14 protein-coding genes and 2 pseudogenes are annotated in these 18,085 nt (G+C 69.2%); 9 read left to right on the top strand and 7 right to left on the bottom strand.

Annotated features, from left to right (window positions below; translation table 11 throughout):
- Nucleotides 1-136 precede the first annotated feature (136 nt).
- Both ACLJQ7_RS40990 and ACLJQ7_RS40985 read left to right on the top strand, forming a co-directional pair.
- Complete coding sequence (locus ACLJQ7_RS40990) at nt 137-1,657, top strand: amino acid permease (protein ID WP_410653583.1); 1,521 nt, start codon at nt 137-139, stop codon at nt 1,655-1,657.
- A 223-nt stretch (nt 1,658-1,880) separates the two neighbouring features.
- On the top strand, nt 1,881-2,585 hold the full coding sequence (locus ACLJQ7_RS40985; RefSeq protein WP_410653582.1) for an LPXTG cell wall anchor domain-containing protein: 705 nt from the start codon (nt 1,881-1,883) through the stop codon (nt 2,583-2,585).
- 63 nt (nt 2,586-2,648) lie between these two features.
- Here ACLJQ7_RS40985 and ACLJQ7_RS40980 read toward each other — a convergent pair whose 3' ends face one another.
- Nucleotides 2,649-4,943: a hypothetical protein gene (locus tag ACLJQ7_RS40980; RefSeq protein ID WP_410653581.1), complete on the bottom strand. Its 2,295-nt coding sequence runs from the start codon at nt 4,941-4,943 to the stop codon at nt 2,649-2,651.
- Nucleotides 4,944-5,035: 92 nt separating this feature from the next.
- Here ACLJQ7_RS40980 and ahcY point away from each other — a divergent pair, with 92 nt between their 5' ends.
- Nucleotides 5,036-6,508 carry an adenosylhomocysteinase gene (gene ahcY, locus ACLJQ7_RS40975; protein ID WP_410653580.1) on the top strand — a complete coding sequence of 491 codons (1,473 nt, stop codon included), beginning with the start codon at nt 5,036-5,038 and terminating at the stop codon, nt 6,506-6,508.
- A 63-nt stretch (nt 6,509-6,571) separates the two neighbouring features.
- Here ahcY and ACLJQ7_RS40970 read toward each other — a convergent pair whose 3' ends face one another.
- Nucleotides 6,572-7,606 (bottom strand): hypothetical protein, encoded by a 1,035-nt coding sequence (locus ACLJQ7_RS40970; RefSeq protein ID WP_410653579.1) that lies wholly within the window; start codon nt 7,604-7,606, stop codon nt 6,572-6,574.
- Nucleotides 7,607-7,856: 250 nt separating this feature from the next.
- On the opposite strand from ACLJQ7_RS40970, the gene ACLJQ7_RS40965 reads away from it, so the two are divergent.
- The 3 genes from ACLJQ7_RS40965 to ACLJQ7_RS40955 all read left to right on the top strand — a co-directional run bounded on the left by ACLJQ7_RS40965 (nt 7,857) and on the right by ACLJQ7_RS40955 (nt 9,906).
- A complete protein-coding gene (locus ACLJQ7_RS40965; protein WP_410653634.1) occupies nt 7,857-8,426 on the top strand; it encodes a papain-like cysteine protease family protein in 570 nt (189 codons plus the stop codon).
- Complete coding sequence (locus ACLJQ7_RS40960; RefSeq protein ID WP_410653578.1) at nt 8,423-9,190, top strand: hypothetical protein; 768 nt, start codon at nt 8,423-8,425, stop codon at nt 9,188-9,190. Before ACLJQ7_RS40965 ends, ACLJQ7_RS40960 begins: the two co-directional genes overlap by 4 nt.
- A gap of 83 nt (nt 9,191-9,273) precedes the next feature.
- On the top strand, nt 9,274-9,906 hold the full coding sequence (locus ACLJQ7_RS40955; RefSeq protein ID WP_410653633.1) for a dTMP kinase: 633 nt from the start codon (nt 9,274-9,276) through the stop codon (nt 9,904-9,906).
- Between the two features lie 29 nt (nt 9,907-9,935).
- Here ACLJQ7_RS40955 and ACLJQ7_RS40950 read toward each other — a convergent pair whose 3' ends face one another.
- The 5 genes and pseudogenes from ACLJQ7_RS40950 to ACLJQ7_RS40930 all read right to left on the bottom strand — a co-directional run bounded on the left by ACLJQ7_RS40950 (nt 9,936) and on the right by ACLJQ7_RS40930 (nt 15,570).
- A complete protein-coding gene (locus tag ACLJQ7_RS40950) occupies nt 9,936-11,048 on the bottom strand; it encodes an aromatic ring-hydroxylating oxygenase subunit alpha (protein WP_410653577.1) in 1,113 nt (370 codons plus the stop codon).
- A 128-nt stretch (nt 11,049-11,176) separates the two neighbouring features.
- A pseudogene (locus ACLJQ7_RS40945) lies at nt 11,177-11,341 on the bottom strand (N-methyltryptophan oxidase); the annotation flags it as partial.
- Nucleotides 11,342-11,444: 103 nt separating this feature from the next.
- A pseudogene (gene solA / locus ACLJQ7_RS40940) lies at nt 11,445-12,152 on the bottom strand (N-methyl-L-tryptophan oxidase); the annotation flags it as partial.
- A 35-nt stretch (nt 12,153-12,187) separates the two neighbouring features.
- Entirely contained in the window at nt 12,188-14,626 is a 2,439-nt protein-coding gene (locus tag ACLJQ7_RS40935) for a GcvT family protein (protein ID WP_410653576.1), read from the bottom strand.
- Between the two features lie 158 nt (nt 14,627-14,784).
- On the bottom strand, nt 14,785-15,570 hold the full coding sequence (locus ACLJQ7_RS40930) for an IclR family transcriptional regulator (RefSeq protein ID WP_410653575.1): 786 nt from the start codon (nt 15,568-15,570) through the stop codon (nt 14,785-14,787).
- A gap of 152 nt (nt 15,571-15,722) precedes the next feature.
- Between ACLJQ7_RS40930 and ACLJQ7_RS40925 the strand changes: the two genes are divergently transcribed.
- From ACLJQ7_RS40925 to mtrA, 3 genes are all read left to right on the top strand, one after another.
- Nucleotides 15,723-16,043 carry a bifunctional 3-phenylpropionate/cinnamic acid dioxygenase ferredoxin subunit gene (locus ACLJQ7_RS40925; RefSeq protein ID WP_410653574.1) on the top strand — a complete coding sequence of 107 codons (321 nt, stop codon included), beginning with the start codon at nt 15,723-15,725 and terminating at the stop codon, nt 16,041-16,043.
- Nucleotides 16,040-17,176 carry an NAD(P)/FAD-dependent oxidoreductase gene (locus tag ACLJQ7_RS40920; RefSeq protein ID WP_410653573.1) on the top strand — a complete coding sequence of 379 codons (1,137 nt, stop codon included), beginning with the start codon at nt 16,040-16,042 and terminating at the stop codon, nt 17,174-17,176. Before ACLJQ7_RS40925 ends, ACLJQ7_RS40920 begins: the two co-directional genes overlap by 4 nt.
- Nucleotides 17,177-17,400: 224 nt before the next feature.
- Entirely contained in the window at nt 17,401-18,078 is a 678-nt protein-coding gene (gene mtrA, locus ACLJQ7_RS40915) for an MtrAB system response regulator MtrA (RefSeq protein ID WP_005150760.1), read from the top strand.
- The last annotated feature ends 7 nt before the right edge of the window (nt 18,079-18,085 follow it).

Genomic DNA, 18,085 nt, shown 5'->3' with positions numbered 1-18,085 from the left:
CGCCGTTCGGCGCAACTGTCCGTACCGCGCCGATCACCCCCACGAACTCCAGCTACTTCGTTGCTCTCCCACCGCGCTGCCGACACGACCGGGCGATAGGGTCCCTTGAACCGCAGTCAGGTGTAGGAGGTCAAGGGTGCCCGGAAACGGTCTGTGGCGTACGAAATCCATCGAGCAGTCCATCGCGGACACCGACGAACCGGGGACCAAGCTCAGGCGGAACCTGGGCGCGTGGGACCTGACCGTCTTCGGCGTCGCCGTCGTCATCGGTGCCGGCATCTTCACCCTCACCGCGCGCACGGCCGGTGACTTCGCGGGGCCGTCGGTCTCGCTCGCGTTCGTGTTCGCGGCCATCGCCTGCGCGCTGGCCGCCCTCTGTTACGCGGAATTCGCGTCGACCGTCCCGGTGGCCGGGAGCGCGTACACGTTCTCCTATGCCACGTTCGGCGAGTTCATGGCGTGGATCATCGGCTGGGACCTCATCCTGGAGCTCGCGGTCGGCGCGGCCGCGGTTTCGAAGGGCTGGTCCGCCTACCTCGAAACCGTGCTCTCCTACATCTTCGGCAAGGGCACGAAGACGACGTTCGAGCTCGGCCCGATCCCGGTCGACTGGGGCGCCTTGCTCGTGGTGCTGGTCCTCGCGACGCTGCTCGCCGTCGGCACGAAGCTGTCTTCGCGGTTCTCCATGGTGATCACCGGGATCAAGGTCGCGGTGGTGCTGTTCGTGATCGTGCTGGGCATCTTCTACATCAAGGGGTCGAACTACACCCCGTTCGTCCCGGACGCCCAGCCCGCCGCGGAGTCGGCGTCGACCGGCGTCGACCAGTCGCTGTTCTCGCTGATCGCCGGTGGCGGCAGCAGCGCGTTCGGCGTCTTCGGCCTGCTGGCCGCCGCGTCGCTGGTGTTCTTCGCGTTCATCGGGTTCGACATCGTCGCGACCACCGCCGAGGAGACCCGCAACCCGCAGAAGGCCGTGCCCCGCGGCATCTTCGGCTCGCTCGCCATCGTCACGGTGCTGTACGTCGCCGTGTCGCTCGTGGTCGTCGGCATGGTGAACTACAAGGAGCTCGCCACCACGGCGGGTGACGGCGGCAAGAAGACGCTCGCGTCCGCGTTCGCGGTCAACGGCGTCGACTGGGCGGCCAACATCATCTCCGTCGGCGCCCTCGCCGGTCTGACCACCGTCGTCATGGTGCTGATGCTCGGCCAGATCCGGATCATCTTCGCGATGTCGCGTGACGGCCTGATGCCGCGCGGCCTGGCGAAGACCGGCCCGAACGGGACCCCGAAACGCGCGACCATCGTCGTCGGCGGGCTGGTCGCGGTCGCGGCGACGTTCTTCCCGGCCGACAAACTCGAGGAAATGGTCAACGTCGGGACGCTGTTCGCCTTCGTTCTGGTCTCGGCGGGTGTGCTGGTGCTGCGCAAGACCCGGCCCGATCTGCCCCGCGCCTTCCGGGTGCCGTGGGTTCCGGTGATCCCGATCCTGGCGATCGTCGCCTGCCTGTGGCTGATGCTGAACCTGACCGTGCTCACCTGGCTGCGCTTCCTGGCGTGGATGGCGCTGGGCGTCGTCATCTACTTCGCCTACAGCCGTCGCCGGTCACTGCTCGGCAAGCAGAACAAGGGCGAGGTGCCGACGTCCGTTTCGGACTGATCATTCTCGTTTCGGCGGCCCACCATTCCTTTGTGGATGGTGGGCCGTTTTGTCGGGACCCCCGGTTCTCGTGTGAAATCGGTGTGCGATAGCGTCCGGGCTCTGCCTCACCCCGACGGGTGAACGGGACTCGTGTAGAAGCACCGCGAGTTGACCTTCGTCCCTCAGAAGAGGCAACCGCACTTCTCTCGTTTGTCCCCCGATCGGTACAGGAGAGCTCCGAATGCAGATCATTTCCGGACGGCGTGTCCGCTCCGCTGTCACCGTCGTCGCGCTGGCGACGGCCGCCCTGCTCGGCGTCACGGGCACCGCGCTCGCGTGCCACACCGACGACCCCCGCGCGATCCCGACGCCGAAGAACGTCAGCACCTGTGAGAAGGCGAAGCTGCCGGGCACCGAGATCTCGACCAAGGACCTGACCTTCACCGGTGGCACGGAGAAGGACAAGTACCTCAACATCACCGCGGTCGGTGAAGGCGTCACCGTGACCGCGATCGTGGTCAAGGGCGGCGACGGCTACAACATCTACGAACCCGGCAAGCGCGGTCTCGCCAAGACCCCGCCGTGGGAGAAGCTGCGCTCGCCGATGAACGGCGGCGGCAAGCAGGCCGACATCAGCCACTGGTTCGCCTGCGGCGAGAAGAAGACCAAGCCGACCGAGCCGACGAAGCCGAGCGAGCCGACGAAGACCTCGACGGCCAAGCCGCCGACGACCGCGCCGACCACCACGGACAAGCCGTCCGAGACCTCCGCTCCGTCGAGCACCGCTGTTCCCGCCCCGAACGTCGGCGGTAACGGCGGCAACGGTGGCGGCCTCGCGGACACCGGTTTCAACAACGCCTGGCTGCTGTGGGCCGGTGGCCTGCTGGTCCTGGCCGGTGCCGGCGTCCTGGTGCTGCTGCGCGTGCGCCGCGGCAAGACCGACTGAAGCTAGCCAAGCGCGCGTGAAGGCCCCCTTCCCTGAGCCGAGGGAAGGGGGCCTTCACGCGCTTCAGCGCATCTGCGGGAAGTCCCCGAACAGCGATCCCTGCTCGCCCCAAGGGTTCTTCGGGCGAGGCCTGCCGAGACCGGCGGCCATCGCGACGGCGTTGTCCCATTCGGCGTCGACGACGTAGTCCGTGTGCTTGAGGACCCCGGGCGCCCAGCGGTGCCGCCCGGTCGGCCCGCGCATCGGGTCGGGCAGCCAGTGGTCGCCGCCGAGCACCAGGACGCCCTGATCGTCGGCCTCGGCGGCCAGCGGCCCGGTCCCGCCGCCGGGCAGGTAGCCGTCGCCCAGCAGTTTCCCGGACACCACGCGATGCCGCCACGTGGTGACGCCGCCGCCGAAGATGTCCGTGCCGCGGCACAGCGCGCGCCAGCGGCCGTCGAGGTCTTCGTACAGTCCGGCCAGCTGCGCCTGCGGCAGCATCGCGGGGAAGGCGCGCTGGTAACCCCATTGCAGCGGCGACCCCGCGGTCAGCAGCCCGACCCGGTCGCGGTCCTCCGGCGGGAGATCGGCGATCACGCGGGCCGCGGCGAGCACGGTCAGCAGGCTGCCGAGGTTGTATCCGGAGAGCACGACCCGGGTGCCCGGATCGGCCAGATGTTCCTTGACCCGGTCCGCGAGTTCCGGGACGACCTTGAGCGCGTAACTCGGTGGCACGGTCGGATGGGCGGCACGCGGCCAGAAGCACACGAGATCCGCCAGCGCGCCGAGGTGACGGCTGCGTTTGGGGGTCGTCGCGGCGGCGAACACGACGCGCAGCAGCCCGGCCGCCATCGCGCCCAGTGCGAACACGCCGATCGCGGAGAGAGGCTTGAACCAGTCCGGCAGCGGGCCGAAACCGAAGCGCAGCACCAGGAGCGCCCCGCCGCCCGCCGCCATCGCCAGCGCCACCGTGAGCGCGAGATGGTGCAGATGCTTGCGTTCCCACGACGCGCGGGCCCAGGCGCTCGCGGCTTCCTCTTCCTGCGCCTTGTCGATCTCCATCAGCGCGACGATCTTCGGGATGCCGCGGCGCAGCCGTCGCAGCGGGACGGCGACCGCGAAGCCCAGCACACCGAGCACGACGGCGAGCGCGAGACCGGCACCCCACAGCACGGTCACGAGCGCGTAGGTGTCGGGCAGCCGGAGGTCGCTCGCGCCGACCAGCTGCCGCAGCGCGACCGCGAGCCCGGCGCCGAAGCCGCCGCCGAGCAGACCGGCCAGCGCGACGACCGGCGCCGCCGCCCACCCGCCGAGCCAGGGCCGGAGCCGGTGCGGCAGGTGTTTCCACGTCGGCCGTCCGAGCAGGGCCGCCGGGACGAGGATCAGCGCGAACAGCACGGTCACCGCGACCATCGCCGCCCCCAGTGCCTCGACCGTCCCGTCCGCTCCGCCGAGTCCGCCGCCAGGGAGCCCCGCGGGCAGCGGAGTCCGGCGCATGACGGCGATCCCGACCAGGGCGACGGCGACGCCGATCAGTCCGCCCCGGATCACCGGCCCGGCCGAGAAACCGACCGTCGAGGCCACCAGCGTGGCGAGCACGAGCGCCAGCGCGCAGATCCAGACGATCAGGTCGAACGTCGGGGACGGCAACCGGAACGGCCCGCCGAGCAACGGAAGCGCGACACAGGTCAGGGCGGCGACGGTGTGGAGGGTGCGCAGGCCCGGCGTCCGCGGCAGGTCCTGCGGTTGCAGCGGGCTCGAACTGGGGACGCGGTGCAGCCTGTTCCGCGACCGCCAGTCCGACGACGGGATCCGGTCGAGCACGAAGATCAGCGCCAGCAGCGGCAGCACCCCGATCGCCGTCCGCAGTGGCGCGAAGTCCCGCAGGAACGACGGCGCTCCTTCGAGACAGGTCGAACCGGGCGCGAGGCACTGCGCGGCGAAAAGGTCGAGCGAGACCACGGCGAGCTGGCTGATCAGCAACATCGTCAGCAGCAGCGACGCCACCCGCAGCAGCCCCCGGCAGGCCCTGCCGAGCAGCGCCGCGGAACGTTTGCCCTCCGGGACCGGCGGGAGCATCCAATGCGCGACGTTCGCCAGCGAGAACGGGAACAGCAACGCCCAGGTCGCCTTCGCGGCGCCTCCGGAGGTCATCCCGCTCCACAGGTAGCCTTCGAGGATGCGCGGGATCGAACGGCCGAGCGCGGGCAGCACCGGACCGGGAGCGGGACGGCGCAGCCGGTCCGACGGCCGGATCAGCCTGCCGATCCCGTCGCCCGCGACGTCGACCACGGACGTCGAGTCCAGCAGGCTTTCACCGCTCGTGCCGACCAGCCCGGGTACGCGTATTTCGACGACGCGGGTATCGGGACCCGGCATGACCACGGTGGAGGCCTCCAAACCGTTCCAGTGGGCTTTGAGCCGACAACGGTACTGTTCCGATGTCATCCAACCTTGGAGGAAGCGCGCATATGACCCCCGAAAGCGTTGCCAAGCGGCACGACACCCGCAACGGCATCGAGTTCGCCGTCGCCGATCTCGAGGCCGCCGAGTTCGGCCGCAAGGAGATCCGCCTCGCCGAGCACGAGATGCCTGGCCTGATGGCGCTGCGCCGCGAGTACGCCGAGGTCTTCCCCCTGCGGGGAGCCCGGGTTTCGGGCTCACTGCACATGACCGTACAGACCGCGGTCCTGATCGAGACCCTCGTCGCGCTGGGCGCGGAGGTGCGCTGGGCCTCCTGCAACATCTTCTCCACCCAGGACCACGCCGCCGCGGCGGTCGTCGTCGGCCCGCACGGCACCGCCGAGGAGCCCAAGGGTGTCCCGGTGTTCGCCTGGAAAGGCGAGTCGCTGGAGGAGTACTGGTGGTGCACCGAGCGGATGCTGACCTGGGACGGTGAGGGTCCCAACATGATCCTCGACGACGGCGGCGACGCCACCATGCTGGTGCACAAGGGAACCGAGTTCGAGAAGGCCGGGGTCGTCCCCGCCCCGGACGAGAACACCTCCGACGAGTTCCGCGTGTTCCTGCAGCTGCTGAGCGCCTCCGTCGCGGCCGACACCGGCAAATGGACCAAGATCGGCGAAGGCGTCCGCGGGGTCACCGAGGAGACCACCACCGGCGTGCTGCGGCTCTACCAGCTCGCCGCGGCCGGTGAGCTGCTGTTCCCGGCGATCAACGTGAACGACGCGGTGACCAAGTCGAAGTTCGACAACCGCTACGGCATCCGGCATTCGCTGATCGACGGCATCAACCGCGGCACCGACGTCCTCATCGGCGGCAAGGTCGCGGTCGTCTGCGGTTACGGTGACGTCGGCAAGGGTGCCGCGGAATCGCTGCGCGGCCAGGGCGCGCGGGTGATCGTCACCGAGATCGACCCGATCTGCGCGCTGCAGGCGGCGATGGACGGCTACCAGGTCAAGAAGCTGGAGAACGTCCTCGGCGAGGCCGACCTCATCATCACCACGACCGGCAACAAGGACGTCGTGCTCGTCGAGCACATGGCGAAGATGAAGCACCAGGCGATCCTGGGCAACATCGGTCACTTCGACAACGAGCTCGACATGGCCGGCCTGCAGCGTTACCCGGGCATCCGGCGCATCAACATCAAGCCGCAGGTCGACGAGTGGGTCTTCCCCGATGGCAAGAGCATCATCGTGCTGTCCGAGGGCCGCCTGCTGAACCTGGGCAACGCGACCGGGCACCCGTCGTTCGTGATGTCGAACAGCTTCTCCAACCAGGTGATCGCGCAGATCGAGCTGTTCACCAAGCACGAGGAGTACGACAAGGAGGTCTTCCGCCTCCCGAAGAAGCTCGACGAGAAGGTCGCGAAGATCCACCTCGACGCGCTCGGCGGTGAGCTCACGAAGCTGACCAAGGACCAGGCCGAGTACATCGACGTGGACGTCGAAGGTCCGTTCAAGACCGACCACTACCGGTACTGACGGCTGCGATGAAAGGCCCCTTCATGGCAAATTCTGCAATGAAGGGGCCTTTCATCGCACGCGCTAGCGCCACTCGACCTCGATGCCGGCCAGCCCCGGCCCGGCGTCGCTGAAGAAACCGCTGGTCACGCCGCCCATGTCGAGGGGCAGCTCCTCGGACTCGACGGGTACGGCGTCGTCACGCGTCCGGAACTGCCGGGTGCAGCGGGCGGGCAGCGCGCCGAGCGCGAACTTCAGCTGCACCAGGTAGCTCGAGCACTGGTCCCGCAGCATCCGGAAGTATCCCGGCGACGCGGTGCCGGAGTCGTCGCGGACCTCGAAGCAGAACACGTGGATCTCGCCCTCGGCGAGCTTCCGGTCGAAGAGCAGCTCGGTGGCCATCGTCTCGGCTCCGGCGTTGCGCCGGATCCGGCCGACCCGGCAGCCCTCGGCGGTGATCAGCTCGACGTCGCCGATATTGCAGCCGGGGTCGCCGTTGTAGACGGTGACGTACCGGTCCGGGCCGTGCCGCCGGGCCCGGCACACCAGCCGGGTCTGGAGGCCGACCTGCCGGTGCGCGGCGTCGAAGGTGATCGTGTCGTGCACCGAGAGCATCTCGAGGTCGGCGTTGTAGCGGTTGGACGACGGGTACGCGCCCAGTTCGGCCAGCAGCTGGTCGACGATCGAGCCCATGTCGCCGGACCGGATGTCGTGGAACGACGCGGCCATCTGGTGCCCGCGCGCCCGCGCCGTCCGCGGGCCGATCAGCACGACGAGCGCGTCGGCGGGCAGTTGCAGCACCGATTCCAGCGCGCGTACCGCGGGGAGCGCCTTGGGTACCTCCGGTTGCCGCAATCCGCGCTGCCAGTAGCTCAACGTCGACTGTCCGATTTGGACACCGCGGAGCCCGAGGTGGGCGCGGAGCCGGGCGAGCGACAGACCGCGGTAGGCGATCGCCTGCCGGAGCGCGTGGTGGAATTCGCCGCTGCGGAGGGCCTCGACGAGTTCTTTGGGCAAGGCTTCGAGCGGTTGACGGCGCGTGCCGTCGATGATCGTCGGGGTGTCATCGTTCGAGGCGGGCTTTCCCACCGAGAACGTATCGGCACCGTCTCGTGTCACCGCTCGTCCCTTCACCAGACCAGTGTGTGCGCTGAGCGTGAACACCGCGGAACGTTCACGTTAGCAGCGCACTGTGAACACTACGTCCCCCGTTCGGGGTGGTTGACCCCGGAAGAGTGACCGTTCCGGGGTGTGGAAACGCCCCGGAACGGTCCGTTCCGCCGAGTGCCCATCTTGCTCTGTGTGAGCCTGCTGTTCACCGTTGTGACCACATTGGTTCGCCATGGTGACCAGGAGGCCCGTCGTGCCTGTGTTCTCGAGGAGGTTTTGCGCCGCCGGCGCCGCGAGTCTCGCCGCGTGGCTGGCGATCCAGACCCCGGCGAGCGCGCTGCCGTCGCCGCCTGCCCGCCAGCACCCCATCGCCATGCAGGCGCAGGAAAAGTCCCAGTGGTGCTGGGTGGCTTCCGGCAACACCATCGCGGCACACCACGGCGTGACCGTCACTCAGAACCAATTCTGCCGGATCGCCCACGACGAGCGACGCCGGGAGTGCGCCGACAAGCCGGGAACGCTGGGCGACGTCCGGCGCGCCTTCGGCAAGCTCGGCTTCTCCGCACCGGGGAACTACCTCGAGGGCCGCATCCCCTACGCCGCCGTCCAGGCGCAGACCGGCGAGGGCAGGCCGGTCCAGACCCGGGTCGGCTGGGCCGCGGGCGGCGGCCACATGCACGTCCTCTACGGCCACGACACCGGCCGGAAGTGGATCTCGTGGGGGGATCCACTGCCGACCGGCAACCGCTACAACTGGTCGACCTACGACTTCTACTCGGCGAACAAGTCCTTCACCTGGACCCACACCCTGACCGGGATCCGGCGATGAGCGCGCGACGGTTCCTCGGGCTCGCCGGGCTGGTCGCGGTCGCACTGCTGGTCTCGGCGCCCGGAGCGCGTGCGGACCACTTGTCCGGTGAAGAACTCGCGGCCGCGAAGGCGGCTGCCGACGACCCCACGCTGCGTGCCGAAATCGGTCGCTTTTTCACACAGACGGGTGAATCGGGTCAGACGCCGACGGTGAGCGTCGTCGACGAATCCTTCCCCGTTTACGAGCTTTCGAGGGATTTCGTCGCCGGTGACGGCGCGGTCGCCGGGCGGCTCGCCTACGTCGCGGTGCCGGTGACGGCGTCGGACGGGCGGACCGCGACGGTCTGGTCGGTCCGCGGCGACGACGGTGTCTGGCGCGTCGGCAACATCGCCTCGGGCGACCGCGAAAGCGAACTGGCCAAGAGACTGCCCGCCGGCGCGACGCTGCTCCACGAACCCCAGGTCGACGCCTGGTACGCGCTGCGCGACGGCCGGGTGACCCTGCTCGACTCGGGCGCCAGCGGCTACGCGAACGGTGCCTCGGCCACCCTCGCGGAGTACCAGAAGACCGTCTCCGGCCGGTACGGCGCCATGCTCGCGAACTCGCCGTACGCCCAGGAGGGCAAGGCCGGCGGCTACAACGCCCAAGTGATGCCCCGCGGCGACGGCGGCCCCGCGCCCGACGCGCAGGACACCGGTTTCGTGCCGCTGCTGATCTTCGGCGGTTTGCTCCTCATCGGTGTCGCCGGCTTCTTCCTGCACTCGAAGAGGCGCATCCCCTAGCGGACCGGTGGGCCGGACGTGAGATGACCCGTCTGGCCCGCCGGTCGACCACGGCGTTTTAAAGTGGGCCCGTGGGACGACTCGTGGTGATCGAAGGTCTGGACGGCGCGGGCAAGCGCACCCTCGCCGACGCGCTGACCGGCGCGCTGAACGCGGCAGGGGCGAGCGTCACGTCCATCGCGTTCCCGCGGTACGGCGAAAGCGTGCACGCCGACCTCGTGAAGGAAGCGCTGCACCGCGGCCACGGGGATCTCGCCGACTCCGTCTATGGCATGGCGATGCTCTACGCGCTCGACCGGCGGGGCGCGGCCGACGAGATCCGCGCCCGTCTCGGCGACCACGACGTCGTGCTGCTCGACCGGTACGTCGCGTCGAACGCGGCGTACGGCGCGGCCCGGCTCCACCAGGGGGCGGACGGCGAGTTCGTGCGCTGGCTCAAGGACCTGGAGATCGACCGGTTCGGCCTGCCGGTGCCCGTCGCGCATCTGCTGCTCCGGGTCGCCGCCGACGTCGCCGCCGACCGCGCGCAGCGCCGCGCGGAGAGCGACGCCGACCGCGCGCGGGATTCCTTCGAGACCGACGACGCGCTCCAGAAGCGGTGTTCGGTGGTCTACGACGAACTCGCCGCGACGGGCTGGCTCGCGCCCTGGCACGTTCTCGACGGCGTCGCCGGTGTCGACACCCCGGCTCTCGCGGCCTCCCTCCTCCGCACTTAGTCCTCTGAATGCGGTCCTTGCGCGCGCAACTACCGCATTTCGTCCTCTAACTGCGTGAGGAGCCAGGTGTGGAACTCGCCGATGTGGTGTTCGGACGGCATCAGCACCCCGCCGCCGCGGTAGGCGCGGGACGCCATCGCGGGCTGGCAGCGTTCGCAGGCGTCGAAATCCTGCTCGTTGACGCGGTGGAACAACTCCACCGACCGTGACACGTCCCGTCCCGACGCCACGACCTCCTCGGAATAGAGCCAGTCGCATTCGACGACCGTCCGGTCCGGCGCGAGCGGGTACATCCGGTGGAAGATCACGTGGTCCGGCACCAGGTTCACGAACACCTGCGGTCGGATGGTGATCGCGTAGTACCGCCTGTCCTGCTCGTTCGCGACGCCGTCGAGCCGGTCGAAACCCGTCGTGCCGTCGATGGTGAAGCCGTCGACGGCCTCGCCGAATTCGGCGCCGTGCCCGACGTAGTACTGCGCCGCGTAGCCGCCCGCGAACTCCGGCAGCACCTCGGTCAGCTCCGGATGGATGGTCGCGCAGTGGTAGCACTCCATGAAGTTCTCGACGATCAGTTTCCAGTTCGCCTCGACGTCGTAGGTGATCCGGCGCCCGACCGACAGCTTGTCGAGGCGGTACCGCTCGATCGACTCCAGATCGCCCAGCCGTTCCCGCACCGCGCCTTCGACGTCGGTTTCGAACGACGGCGGATCCGCGGCGAGACAGACCCATGCGTAACCCAGCCATTCGCGCAGGCGCACCGTGTGCAGCCCGTACTCGGAACGGTCGATGTCGGGAAGGTTCGCCAGGTTCGGCGCCGCGATCAGCTTGCCGTCGAGTCCGTACGTCCACGCGTGGTACGGACACTGGAACGCGCGTTTCACCGTGCCCGACTCCTCGGTGCACAGCCGGGCCCCGCGATGGCGGCAGACGTTGAGGAACGCCCGCAATCCGCCGTCCCGGCCGCGGCTGACGAGCACGCTCTCCCGTCCGATCCGGACGGTCCGGAAGTCGCCCGCCGACGGCAGATCCGCCGCCCGGACCGCGCAGAACCACTGGCGTTCGAAGATCTTCTCCTGTTCGGCCGCGAAGATCGCGGGATCGGTGTAGTAGCCGCCGCTCAGCGTGGGAATGAGGCTCGTCATCTCGTGACTCCGGTGAACCGGGCGGGATCGAACAAGGCGACCGGATGCCCGGTCGTACCGGCCACGACCAGGTCGGCGAGGATCTCACCGACCACCGGGACGAACTTGAAGCCGTGCCCGGAGAACCCGCAGGCGACCACCACGCGGTCGTGCGCGGGATGGCGGGAGATGACGAAGTGCTCGTCGGGGGTGTTCGTGTACATGCAGGTCGCCCCGCGCAGGAAAGCGCCGGGCAGGGCCGGCATCTTCCGCCCGACGAACTCCGAGATCTCCTCGACCTCCTCGGGGTGCACCGTCCGGTCGATGGTCTCCGGCGTGCACGCCCGGCCGCCGCGGAAGAACGCGACCTTCACGCTCCCGGCGTCGTCGTGCGGAGGGGAAACCGTAGAACTGGCGGCCGTTCCCGTCTTCCCAGACGTAGATCGGATGCCGTCCGGCGTGGAACGGCGCCGCCCCGCCCGACGGCGCGAACCAGTATTGGACCTGCCGTTCGACGGTGAAGTCGATGCCGAGTTCGGCGAGCAGTTCTGGCGCCCACGCGCCGGGGCAGATCACCAGCTGGTCCGCCGTGTAGAAGATCTGGGACGTCCCCACCCGGACACCGGTGGACGTTTGCCGCCACGAAAGGACCTTCTCTTCGTGGTGCAGTTCCGCCCCGGCCCGCGCGGCGAGCTGAAGATGCGCGGCCACACTGCTTTCGGGCACCACGAACCCGGCGTTCTCCTCGTACAGGGCGATCTCGTGATCGTCGGGGTTCATCGTCGGGAACCGGCGCCGGATTTCCGCCGCGTCCAGCAGTTCGTGCGGCAGATCCCATTCCCGCGCACTGGCCAGGCTTCCCGACACCGTCCTCGACTCGGGACCGCCCAGCATGATCCCGCCGCACCGGGTGAAGATCTTCCGGCCGGAGTCGCGTTGGATCCCGTCCCACAGTTCGTGCGCCCGCAGCAGGAGCGGGACGTACGCGGGATCCTCGAAGTACGCCTGCCGGGTGATCCGCGAGCCGCCGTGGCTGGACCCGAGGTTGTGCACGGGCGCGAAGCGGTCGATGCCCAGCACGCGCTGCCCTCGCCGGGCGAGCCGGTACGCCGCGGCGCTGCCCATCCCGCCGAGGCCGATGACGATGACGTCGTAGTGGCTCATGCGGCGCTCCTGATCCGGTTCATGCCGGGGTCGAACAGCGGTTCACGCGCGACGACGGCCGGGATCCGCTCGCCGAAGTACTCGATCTCCAGCGGCCTGCCCGGCTGAGTGAACTCCACCGGGAGCCAGGCGTACGCGATGTTCTTGCCGACGGTGTAGCCGTACGCGGCGCTCGTGACGTACCCGGCGGGGCGGCCGTCGGCGTACACCGGCTCCTTGCCGAGCACGACGGAGTACGGATCGTCGACGGTGAGACAAGTCAGCTTCCTGGCCACCGTTTCCTCCGAGCGCCCGGCCAGCGCGTCCCTCCCGATGAAGTAACCCTTGTCCATCCGCACGGCGAAGCCGAGGCCGGCCTCGTAGGGATCGTGCTCGGCGGTGACGTCCGTTCCCCACAGCCGGTAGCCCTTCTCCAGCCGCATACTGGAGAAGGCTTCCCGGCCGGCGGCGATGATCCCGTGCGCCTGCCCGGCTTCCCAGAGCGTGTCCCACAACCGGCGGCCGAGATCCGCGCTCGTGTACAGCTCCCAGCCGAGTTCGCCCACATAGGACAGTCGCATGGCGGTCACCGGCACCAGGCCGACATACGCCTGCTTCGTCTTGAAGTACCCCATCGCTTTGTGCGAGAAGTCCGTTGTGGACAGTGGCTGGAGCACGGCCCTGGCGAGCGGGCCCCAGAGCCCGATACAGCAGGTGCCCGGCGTGGTCTCGTGGAGCTGCACGGTGCCGTCGCCGGGGAGATGCCGTCTCAGCCAGTCGATGTCGATCGCGCTATTGACGCCGACCTGGAACCTTTCGGCGCCGAGCCGGGCGACGGTCAGGTCGCTGCGCACGCCGCCGTCCTCGTCGAGCAACAGCGTGTAGGTGACCGAACCGGGCTTCTTGTCGAGCTGGTTCGTGGTCATCGTCTGCAGGAACGAGCTTGCGCCGGGGCCGGTGACCTCCACCCGTTTCAGCGACGTCATGTCGAACATCGCGACCCGTTGCCGCGCGACCAGCGCTTCGGCGCCGCCGATCGGCGACCAGTACCGCGCGGCCCAGCCGTCGCGCTCCGGGACGAGGCCGACCTCCGGGAGATCCGCGTTCGCCTCGTACCAGTGCGGCCGTTCCCAGCCGCTCGCTTCGAGGAAGAACGCGCCGAGCTCCTTCTGCCGTTCGTAGAAGGGACTCGTCCGCAGCGGCCGCGGTTCCTCCATGGGCTGCAAGGGATGGACGACGTCGTAGACCTCGGTGAAGCTCTGGCAGCTGCGCGCCATGACGTACTCCGGGGCGAGCTGCACCCGCTCGAACCGGGCGAGGTCGCACCCGTGCAGATCCACGCCGGGCAGGCCGTCGACGAGCCACCGCGCCATGGCGCGCGCGACTCCGGCCGAATGCGTGATCCACACGGCTTCGGCGACCCAGAACCCGTCGAGTTCCGGATGTTCCCCCAGCAACGGCATGCCGTCCGGGGTGAAGGAGAACAGGCCGTTGACACCTTCCTCGACCTTGGTCTCGCCCAGCGACGGCAGCAGGTCGACGGCGGCGGCCCAGGACGGCTCGAAATCCGCGGGAGTGAACGCGAGTTCCGACGGCATCCCCTCGCCGGCGCCGATCTCGTGCGGAGGCAAGGGCATCGGCCGGTGCCCGTACGCGCCGATGCCGATCCGGTCGACGTGCTCGCGGAAGTAGAGGTCGGCGTCCTGGTGCCGCAGGATCGGCCGCGTGGCCTCTTCGGTCACGCCGGCGAGTGAAGGCAGCGGGCTGGTGCGCGCGTACTGATGCGCCATCGGGACCAGCGGGATGGCGAGGTCCACCAGTTCGCCGAGCAACGGCCCCCACATCCCGGCGCACGAGAGCACGATGTCCGCGCGGAAGCTCCCGGTCTCGGTGGTGACGCCGGTGACCCGGCCGCCCGACCGTTCGATTCCGACGACCTTCTGGCGCGCCACGAACTTCGCGCCGCGACTTATCGCGCGGCGGGCCTGCGCCTCGGCGGCGCCCAAGGGTTTGGCCAGGCCGTCGGAGGGGATGTGGAATCCGCCGAGCACCTTGGCCGGATCGAGCAGCGGATGCAGCGCGGCGCATTCGCCCGCTTCGACGAGCCTGCTTTCGACGCCGGACGCGGTGGCCCAGCCGTGCCGCCGTTTCAGGTCGGCGAGGCGCTCGGGTGTGGTGGCCACCTCCAGCCCGCCGACGGGCCGGAAGCACGGGTTCCCGTCGAGTTCGAGCGCGCCGTACTTCGCGACGGTGTACGCGGCGAACTCGGTCATCGTGCGGCAGGAGCTGGTCTGGAAGACCAGACCGGGGGCGTGCGAACTCGACCCGCCGGTGGTGAACAGGTCGCCCTGGTCCAGCACGGTGAGGTCGGTCCAGCCACGTTCGGTGAGCTCGTCGGCGAGCGCGCAGCCGACGATACCGGCGCCGATCACGACGACGCGGGGTCCTGGGGGCATGGTTCGGGGTACCTCCTGCCCGCCCTAGAGAGTCCACAAAGGACACGAGGGCATCGGGGTGACAGGCGCTGTTGCGGATGAGGCACGTTGTTCCGTCTTCAGCAACAAAGTGCGGCACACGTGGGCGCGCTGTCAAGAGCCCGAAAAGGTCGGCCTCTTCACTCCGCGAAGTACCCCAGCTGTGCCGAAAGATCCGCCGACGCCTCGGTCAGCGGCCGCACGATCTGCCGCACCCGCTGCTTCGAAAGCCGGTACGACGGGCCGGAAGCGCTCATCGCCGCGACGACGTCGCCGCCGGGACCGAGCACCGGCACCGCGACCGCGTGCATCCCCAGCTCCAGCTCCTCGAAGCAGGCCGCGTACCCGTCCTCCGCGACCCGCTCCAGCTCGGCGGCCAGCTCGTCGGGATCCACCGTGGTCCGCGGCGTGAACCGTTCGAGCTTCCGCCGGAGCAAACGTTTGCGCTCGACGTCATCCAGGTACGCGAGCAGCACCTTTCCGCTGGACGTCGCGTGCAGGGGAGTGCGCTGCCCGGTCCAGTTCTGGGTGGAGATCGCGGCCGAGCCGCGGGCCTGGCTGACGTTGATCGCGACGCCGTCGTCGGCGATCGCGATGTTGACCGTCTCGCCGAGTGTCTCCGCCAGGCCCTGGCAGGTCTGCCTGCCCAGTTTCGCCAGGTCCATCCGCGCGGTGGCGGCGCCGGCGAGCCGGACGACGCCGAAGCCGATCGCGTACTTCCCGCGTTCGCCGAGCTGCTCGACGAGTCCGCGGTTCTCCAGGACGCTCAGCAGACGCGACGCCGTCGACTTGTGGACACCGAGTTCGCCCGCGATCTCGGTGATCCCGGTTTCCCCGTTGCGCGCCAGCAGTTCCAGCACACTGATCGCACGGTCGACGGACTGCACCTGACTGGGCGTTGCGTTCCCCGCGTCCTGGCTCCGCATGACGCAACAGTAGCCGTTTCGCCCCGATCCGCTCGGCTGAGTGGGCGAATCCCTTGACGTACCGGCCCTTCGGGGGTGATTGTTGCGCAGAGCACGTCCCGTCTCGTAATACGCAACATCAACAAACCGTCGGTCCTTTCCCGGAGGCCCCGATGATCCGTGCCTGCTCCGTCTCCGAACTGCCCGAAGGCGAAGCCCTCCGCTTGCCGGGCCCCGTTCCCGTCTCGGTCTTCCATGCCGAAGGGGGCGGCTATTACGCCCTCGACGACACTTGCAGCCATCAGGACGCGTCGCTCGCGGACGGCTGGATCGAGGGCTGCTACGTCGAATGCCCGCTGCACGCCGCGCGATTCGACCTGCGGACCGGTGCCCCGGACTGCTTGCCCGCCAAGAACCCCGTGCGTACCTATCCCGTCGTGATCGCGGACGGCGTGATCTATGTGGACACCGAGGCGCGCCGGGAAGTGGCTTGAGAACGGTCGCCGTCGTCGGCACCTCTCTGGCCGGGCTTCGTGCGGCACAGGAGTTACGCGGGCGTGGTTTCGACGGGCGGCTGGTGATGATCGGCGCCGAACCGCCGTACGACCGGCCGCCGCTGTCGAAGGATTTCTTGCTGGGCAAGGTTTCCGCCGATGACCTCGCGCTCGCCGGACAGGACGATCTCGACGCGCTGGCCGCCGAATGGCATCTCGGTGTCCGCGCCGAGAAGCTCGGCCGCGAAGGCGTGACGCTCGGCGACGGCACCACGATCGCCGCCGACGGCTACGTCATCGCGACCGGCGCGGTGGCCAGAACCCTTGACGCGGCAAGGAATCTGTCCGGCGTCCACACCTTGCGGACCCTCGACGACGCGGTCGCGCTGAAAGCCGCTCTCGCGGCGGGACCCTGCTCGGTCGTCGTCATCGGCGCGGGATTCATCGGCGCGGAGGTCGCGTCCGCGTGCCGCCTGCTCGGGCACGAAGTGACCGTGGTCGAGGCGATGCCCGTGCCGCTCGCCGGCGTTCTGGGGGTGCGGATGGGCGCGGTGTGCGGACAACTGCACGCCGAGAACGACGTCCGGCTGATCACGGGTGTACCCGTCGCGGGGTTCGCCGGTGCCGGCCGCGTCACCGGCGTGCGGCTCGCCGACGGCCGTGAGCTCCCCGCCGATCTGGTCGTCGCCGGAGTGGGGTCACGGCCCGCCACCGAATGGCTGACCGGCTCCGGGCTCGCCGTCGACGACGGGGTGCTGGTCGATTCCGGCTGTGTCACAGCGAATCCCCGAGTGATCGCGGTGGGTGACGTCGCGCGGTACCGCTGCCCCCGGCTCGGCAGGCGGGTCCGCGCCGAACACTGGACGGCGGCCTCGGAACAGGCGGGCGTCGCGGTCGCGAATCTGCTCGCCGGCTCGACCGTCACGCATTTCGCACGACACGGTTACTTTTGGTCCGATCAGTACGGACGGCGGCTCCAATTCGCCGGAGTGGCCACGGAAGACGTGCGGATCGCCGAAGGTGACGTCGCTTCGAAGCGGTTCGTCGCGACCTATCACCGCGGCGACGTGCCGGCCGGGGTGTTCGCGATCGACTCGCCGCGGCCGTTCACCAGGCTCCGGCGTGCGCTCTAGCGTCTGTCGGTGAACCCGCGTCCGCGATCGACGTCGGCGGGACGCTGTCCGGTCAGCCATCACGCGTTGGTCACTTTTCCGGGTACATCCCCAGCTCCGCCAACAGGCTCCAGGGCCAGAAGACCCTACTCGGATGGAGCAATTTGCCCGATTCGATGATCTTTCTGGTGGTCACATCGCCGGGTCGCGCGCCCGCGCCGGGAAACTAGTGCGAACATAGGTTTATGAAGGCACGTGTTCTGGTCGTCGACGACGACCCTGCTCTCGCGGAGATGCTCACCATCGTGCTGCGTGGGGAGGGGTTCGACACAGCCGTCGTGGCCGACGGCTCACGGGCGCTGCCCGCGCTTCGTGAGCTGAAACCGGACCTGGTCCTCCTCGACCTCATGCTGCCCGGGATGAACGGCATCGACGTCTGCAAGGCGATCCGGGCCGAGTCCGGCGTGCCGATCGTGATGCTCACCGCCAAGAGCGACACCGTGGACATCGTCCTCGGGCTCGAGTCGGGGGCCGACGACTACGTGGTCAAGCCCTTCAAACCGAAGGAGCTCGTGGCCCGCGTCCGCGCCAGGATGCGCCGCACCGAGGCCGAGCCCGCCGAGTCGCTGACGATCGGCGACCTCGCGATCGACGTCCCCGGCCACGAGGTGACCCGTGAGGGCAAGGCCATCCCGCTGACCCCGCTCGAGTTCGACCTGCTGGTCGCGCTCGCCCGCAAGCCGCGTCAGGTGTTCACCCGCGAGGTGCTCCTCGAGCAGGTGTGGGGATATCGCCACGCCGCCGACACCCGCCTGGTGAACGTGCACGTCCAGCGGCTGCGTTCGAAGGTCGAAAAGGACCCGGAACACCCCGAGGTGGTGTTGACCGTTCGCGGCGTCGGGTACAAGGCCGGCCCCCCGTGATCACCCC

Source organism: Amycolatopsis sp. cmx-4-54, from assembly GCF_046548895.1.
Taxonomy (GTDB): domain Bacteria; phylum Actinomycetota; class Actinomycetes; order Mycobacteriales; family Pseudonocardiaceae; genus Amycolatopsis.
Note: the sequence above shows the minus strand (reverse complement) of the source record. Positions and strands in the feature narration are given on the sequence as shown.

What these genes read in the sequence shown, in the direction of transcription:
- ACLJQ7_RS40985 (WP_410653582.1), top strand. Translation starts at nt 1,881, where the DNA reads ATGCAGATCATTTCCGGACGGCGTGTCCGCTCCGCTGTCACCGTCGTC.
- ACLJQ7_RS40980 (WP_410653581.1), bottom strand. Translation starts at nt 4,943, where the DNA reads ATGCCGGGTCCCGATACCCGCGTCGTCGAAATACGCGTACCCGGGCTG.
- ahcY (WP_410653580.1), top strand. Translation starts at nt 5,036, where the DNA reads ATGACCCCCGAAAGCGTTGCCAAGCGGCACGACACCCGCAACGGCATC.
- ACLJQ7_RS40960 (WP_410653578.1), top strand. Translation starts at nt 8,423, where the DNA reads ATGAGCGCGCGACGGTTCCTCGGGCTCGCCGGGCTGGTCGCGGTCGCA.
- ACLJQ7_RS40950 (WP_410653577.1), bottom strand. Translation starts at nt 11,048, where the DNA reads ATGACGAGCCTCATTCCCACGCTGAGCGGCGGCTACTACACCGATCCC.
- ACLJQ7_RS40935 (WP_410653576.1), bottom strand. Translation starts at nt 14,626, where the DNA reads ATGCCCCCAGGACCCCGCGTCGTCGTGATCGGCGCCGGTATCGTCGGC.
- ACLJQ7_RS40930 (WP_410653575.1), bottom strand. Translation starts at nt 15,570, where the DNA reads ATGCGGAGCCAGGACGCGGGGAACGCAACGCCCAGTCAGGTGCAGTCC.
- ACLJQ7_RS40925 (WP_410653574.1), top strand. Translation starts at nt 15,723, where the DNA reads ATGATCCGTGCCTGCTCCGTCTCCGAACTGCCCGAAGGCGAAGCCCTC.
- mtrA (WP_005150760.1), top strand. Translation starts at nt 17,401, where the DNA reads ATGAAGGCACGTGTTCTGGTCGTCGACGACGACCCTGCTCTCGCGGAG.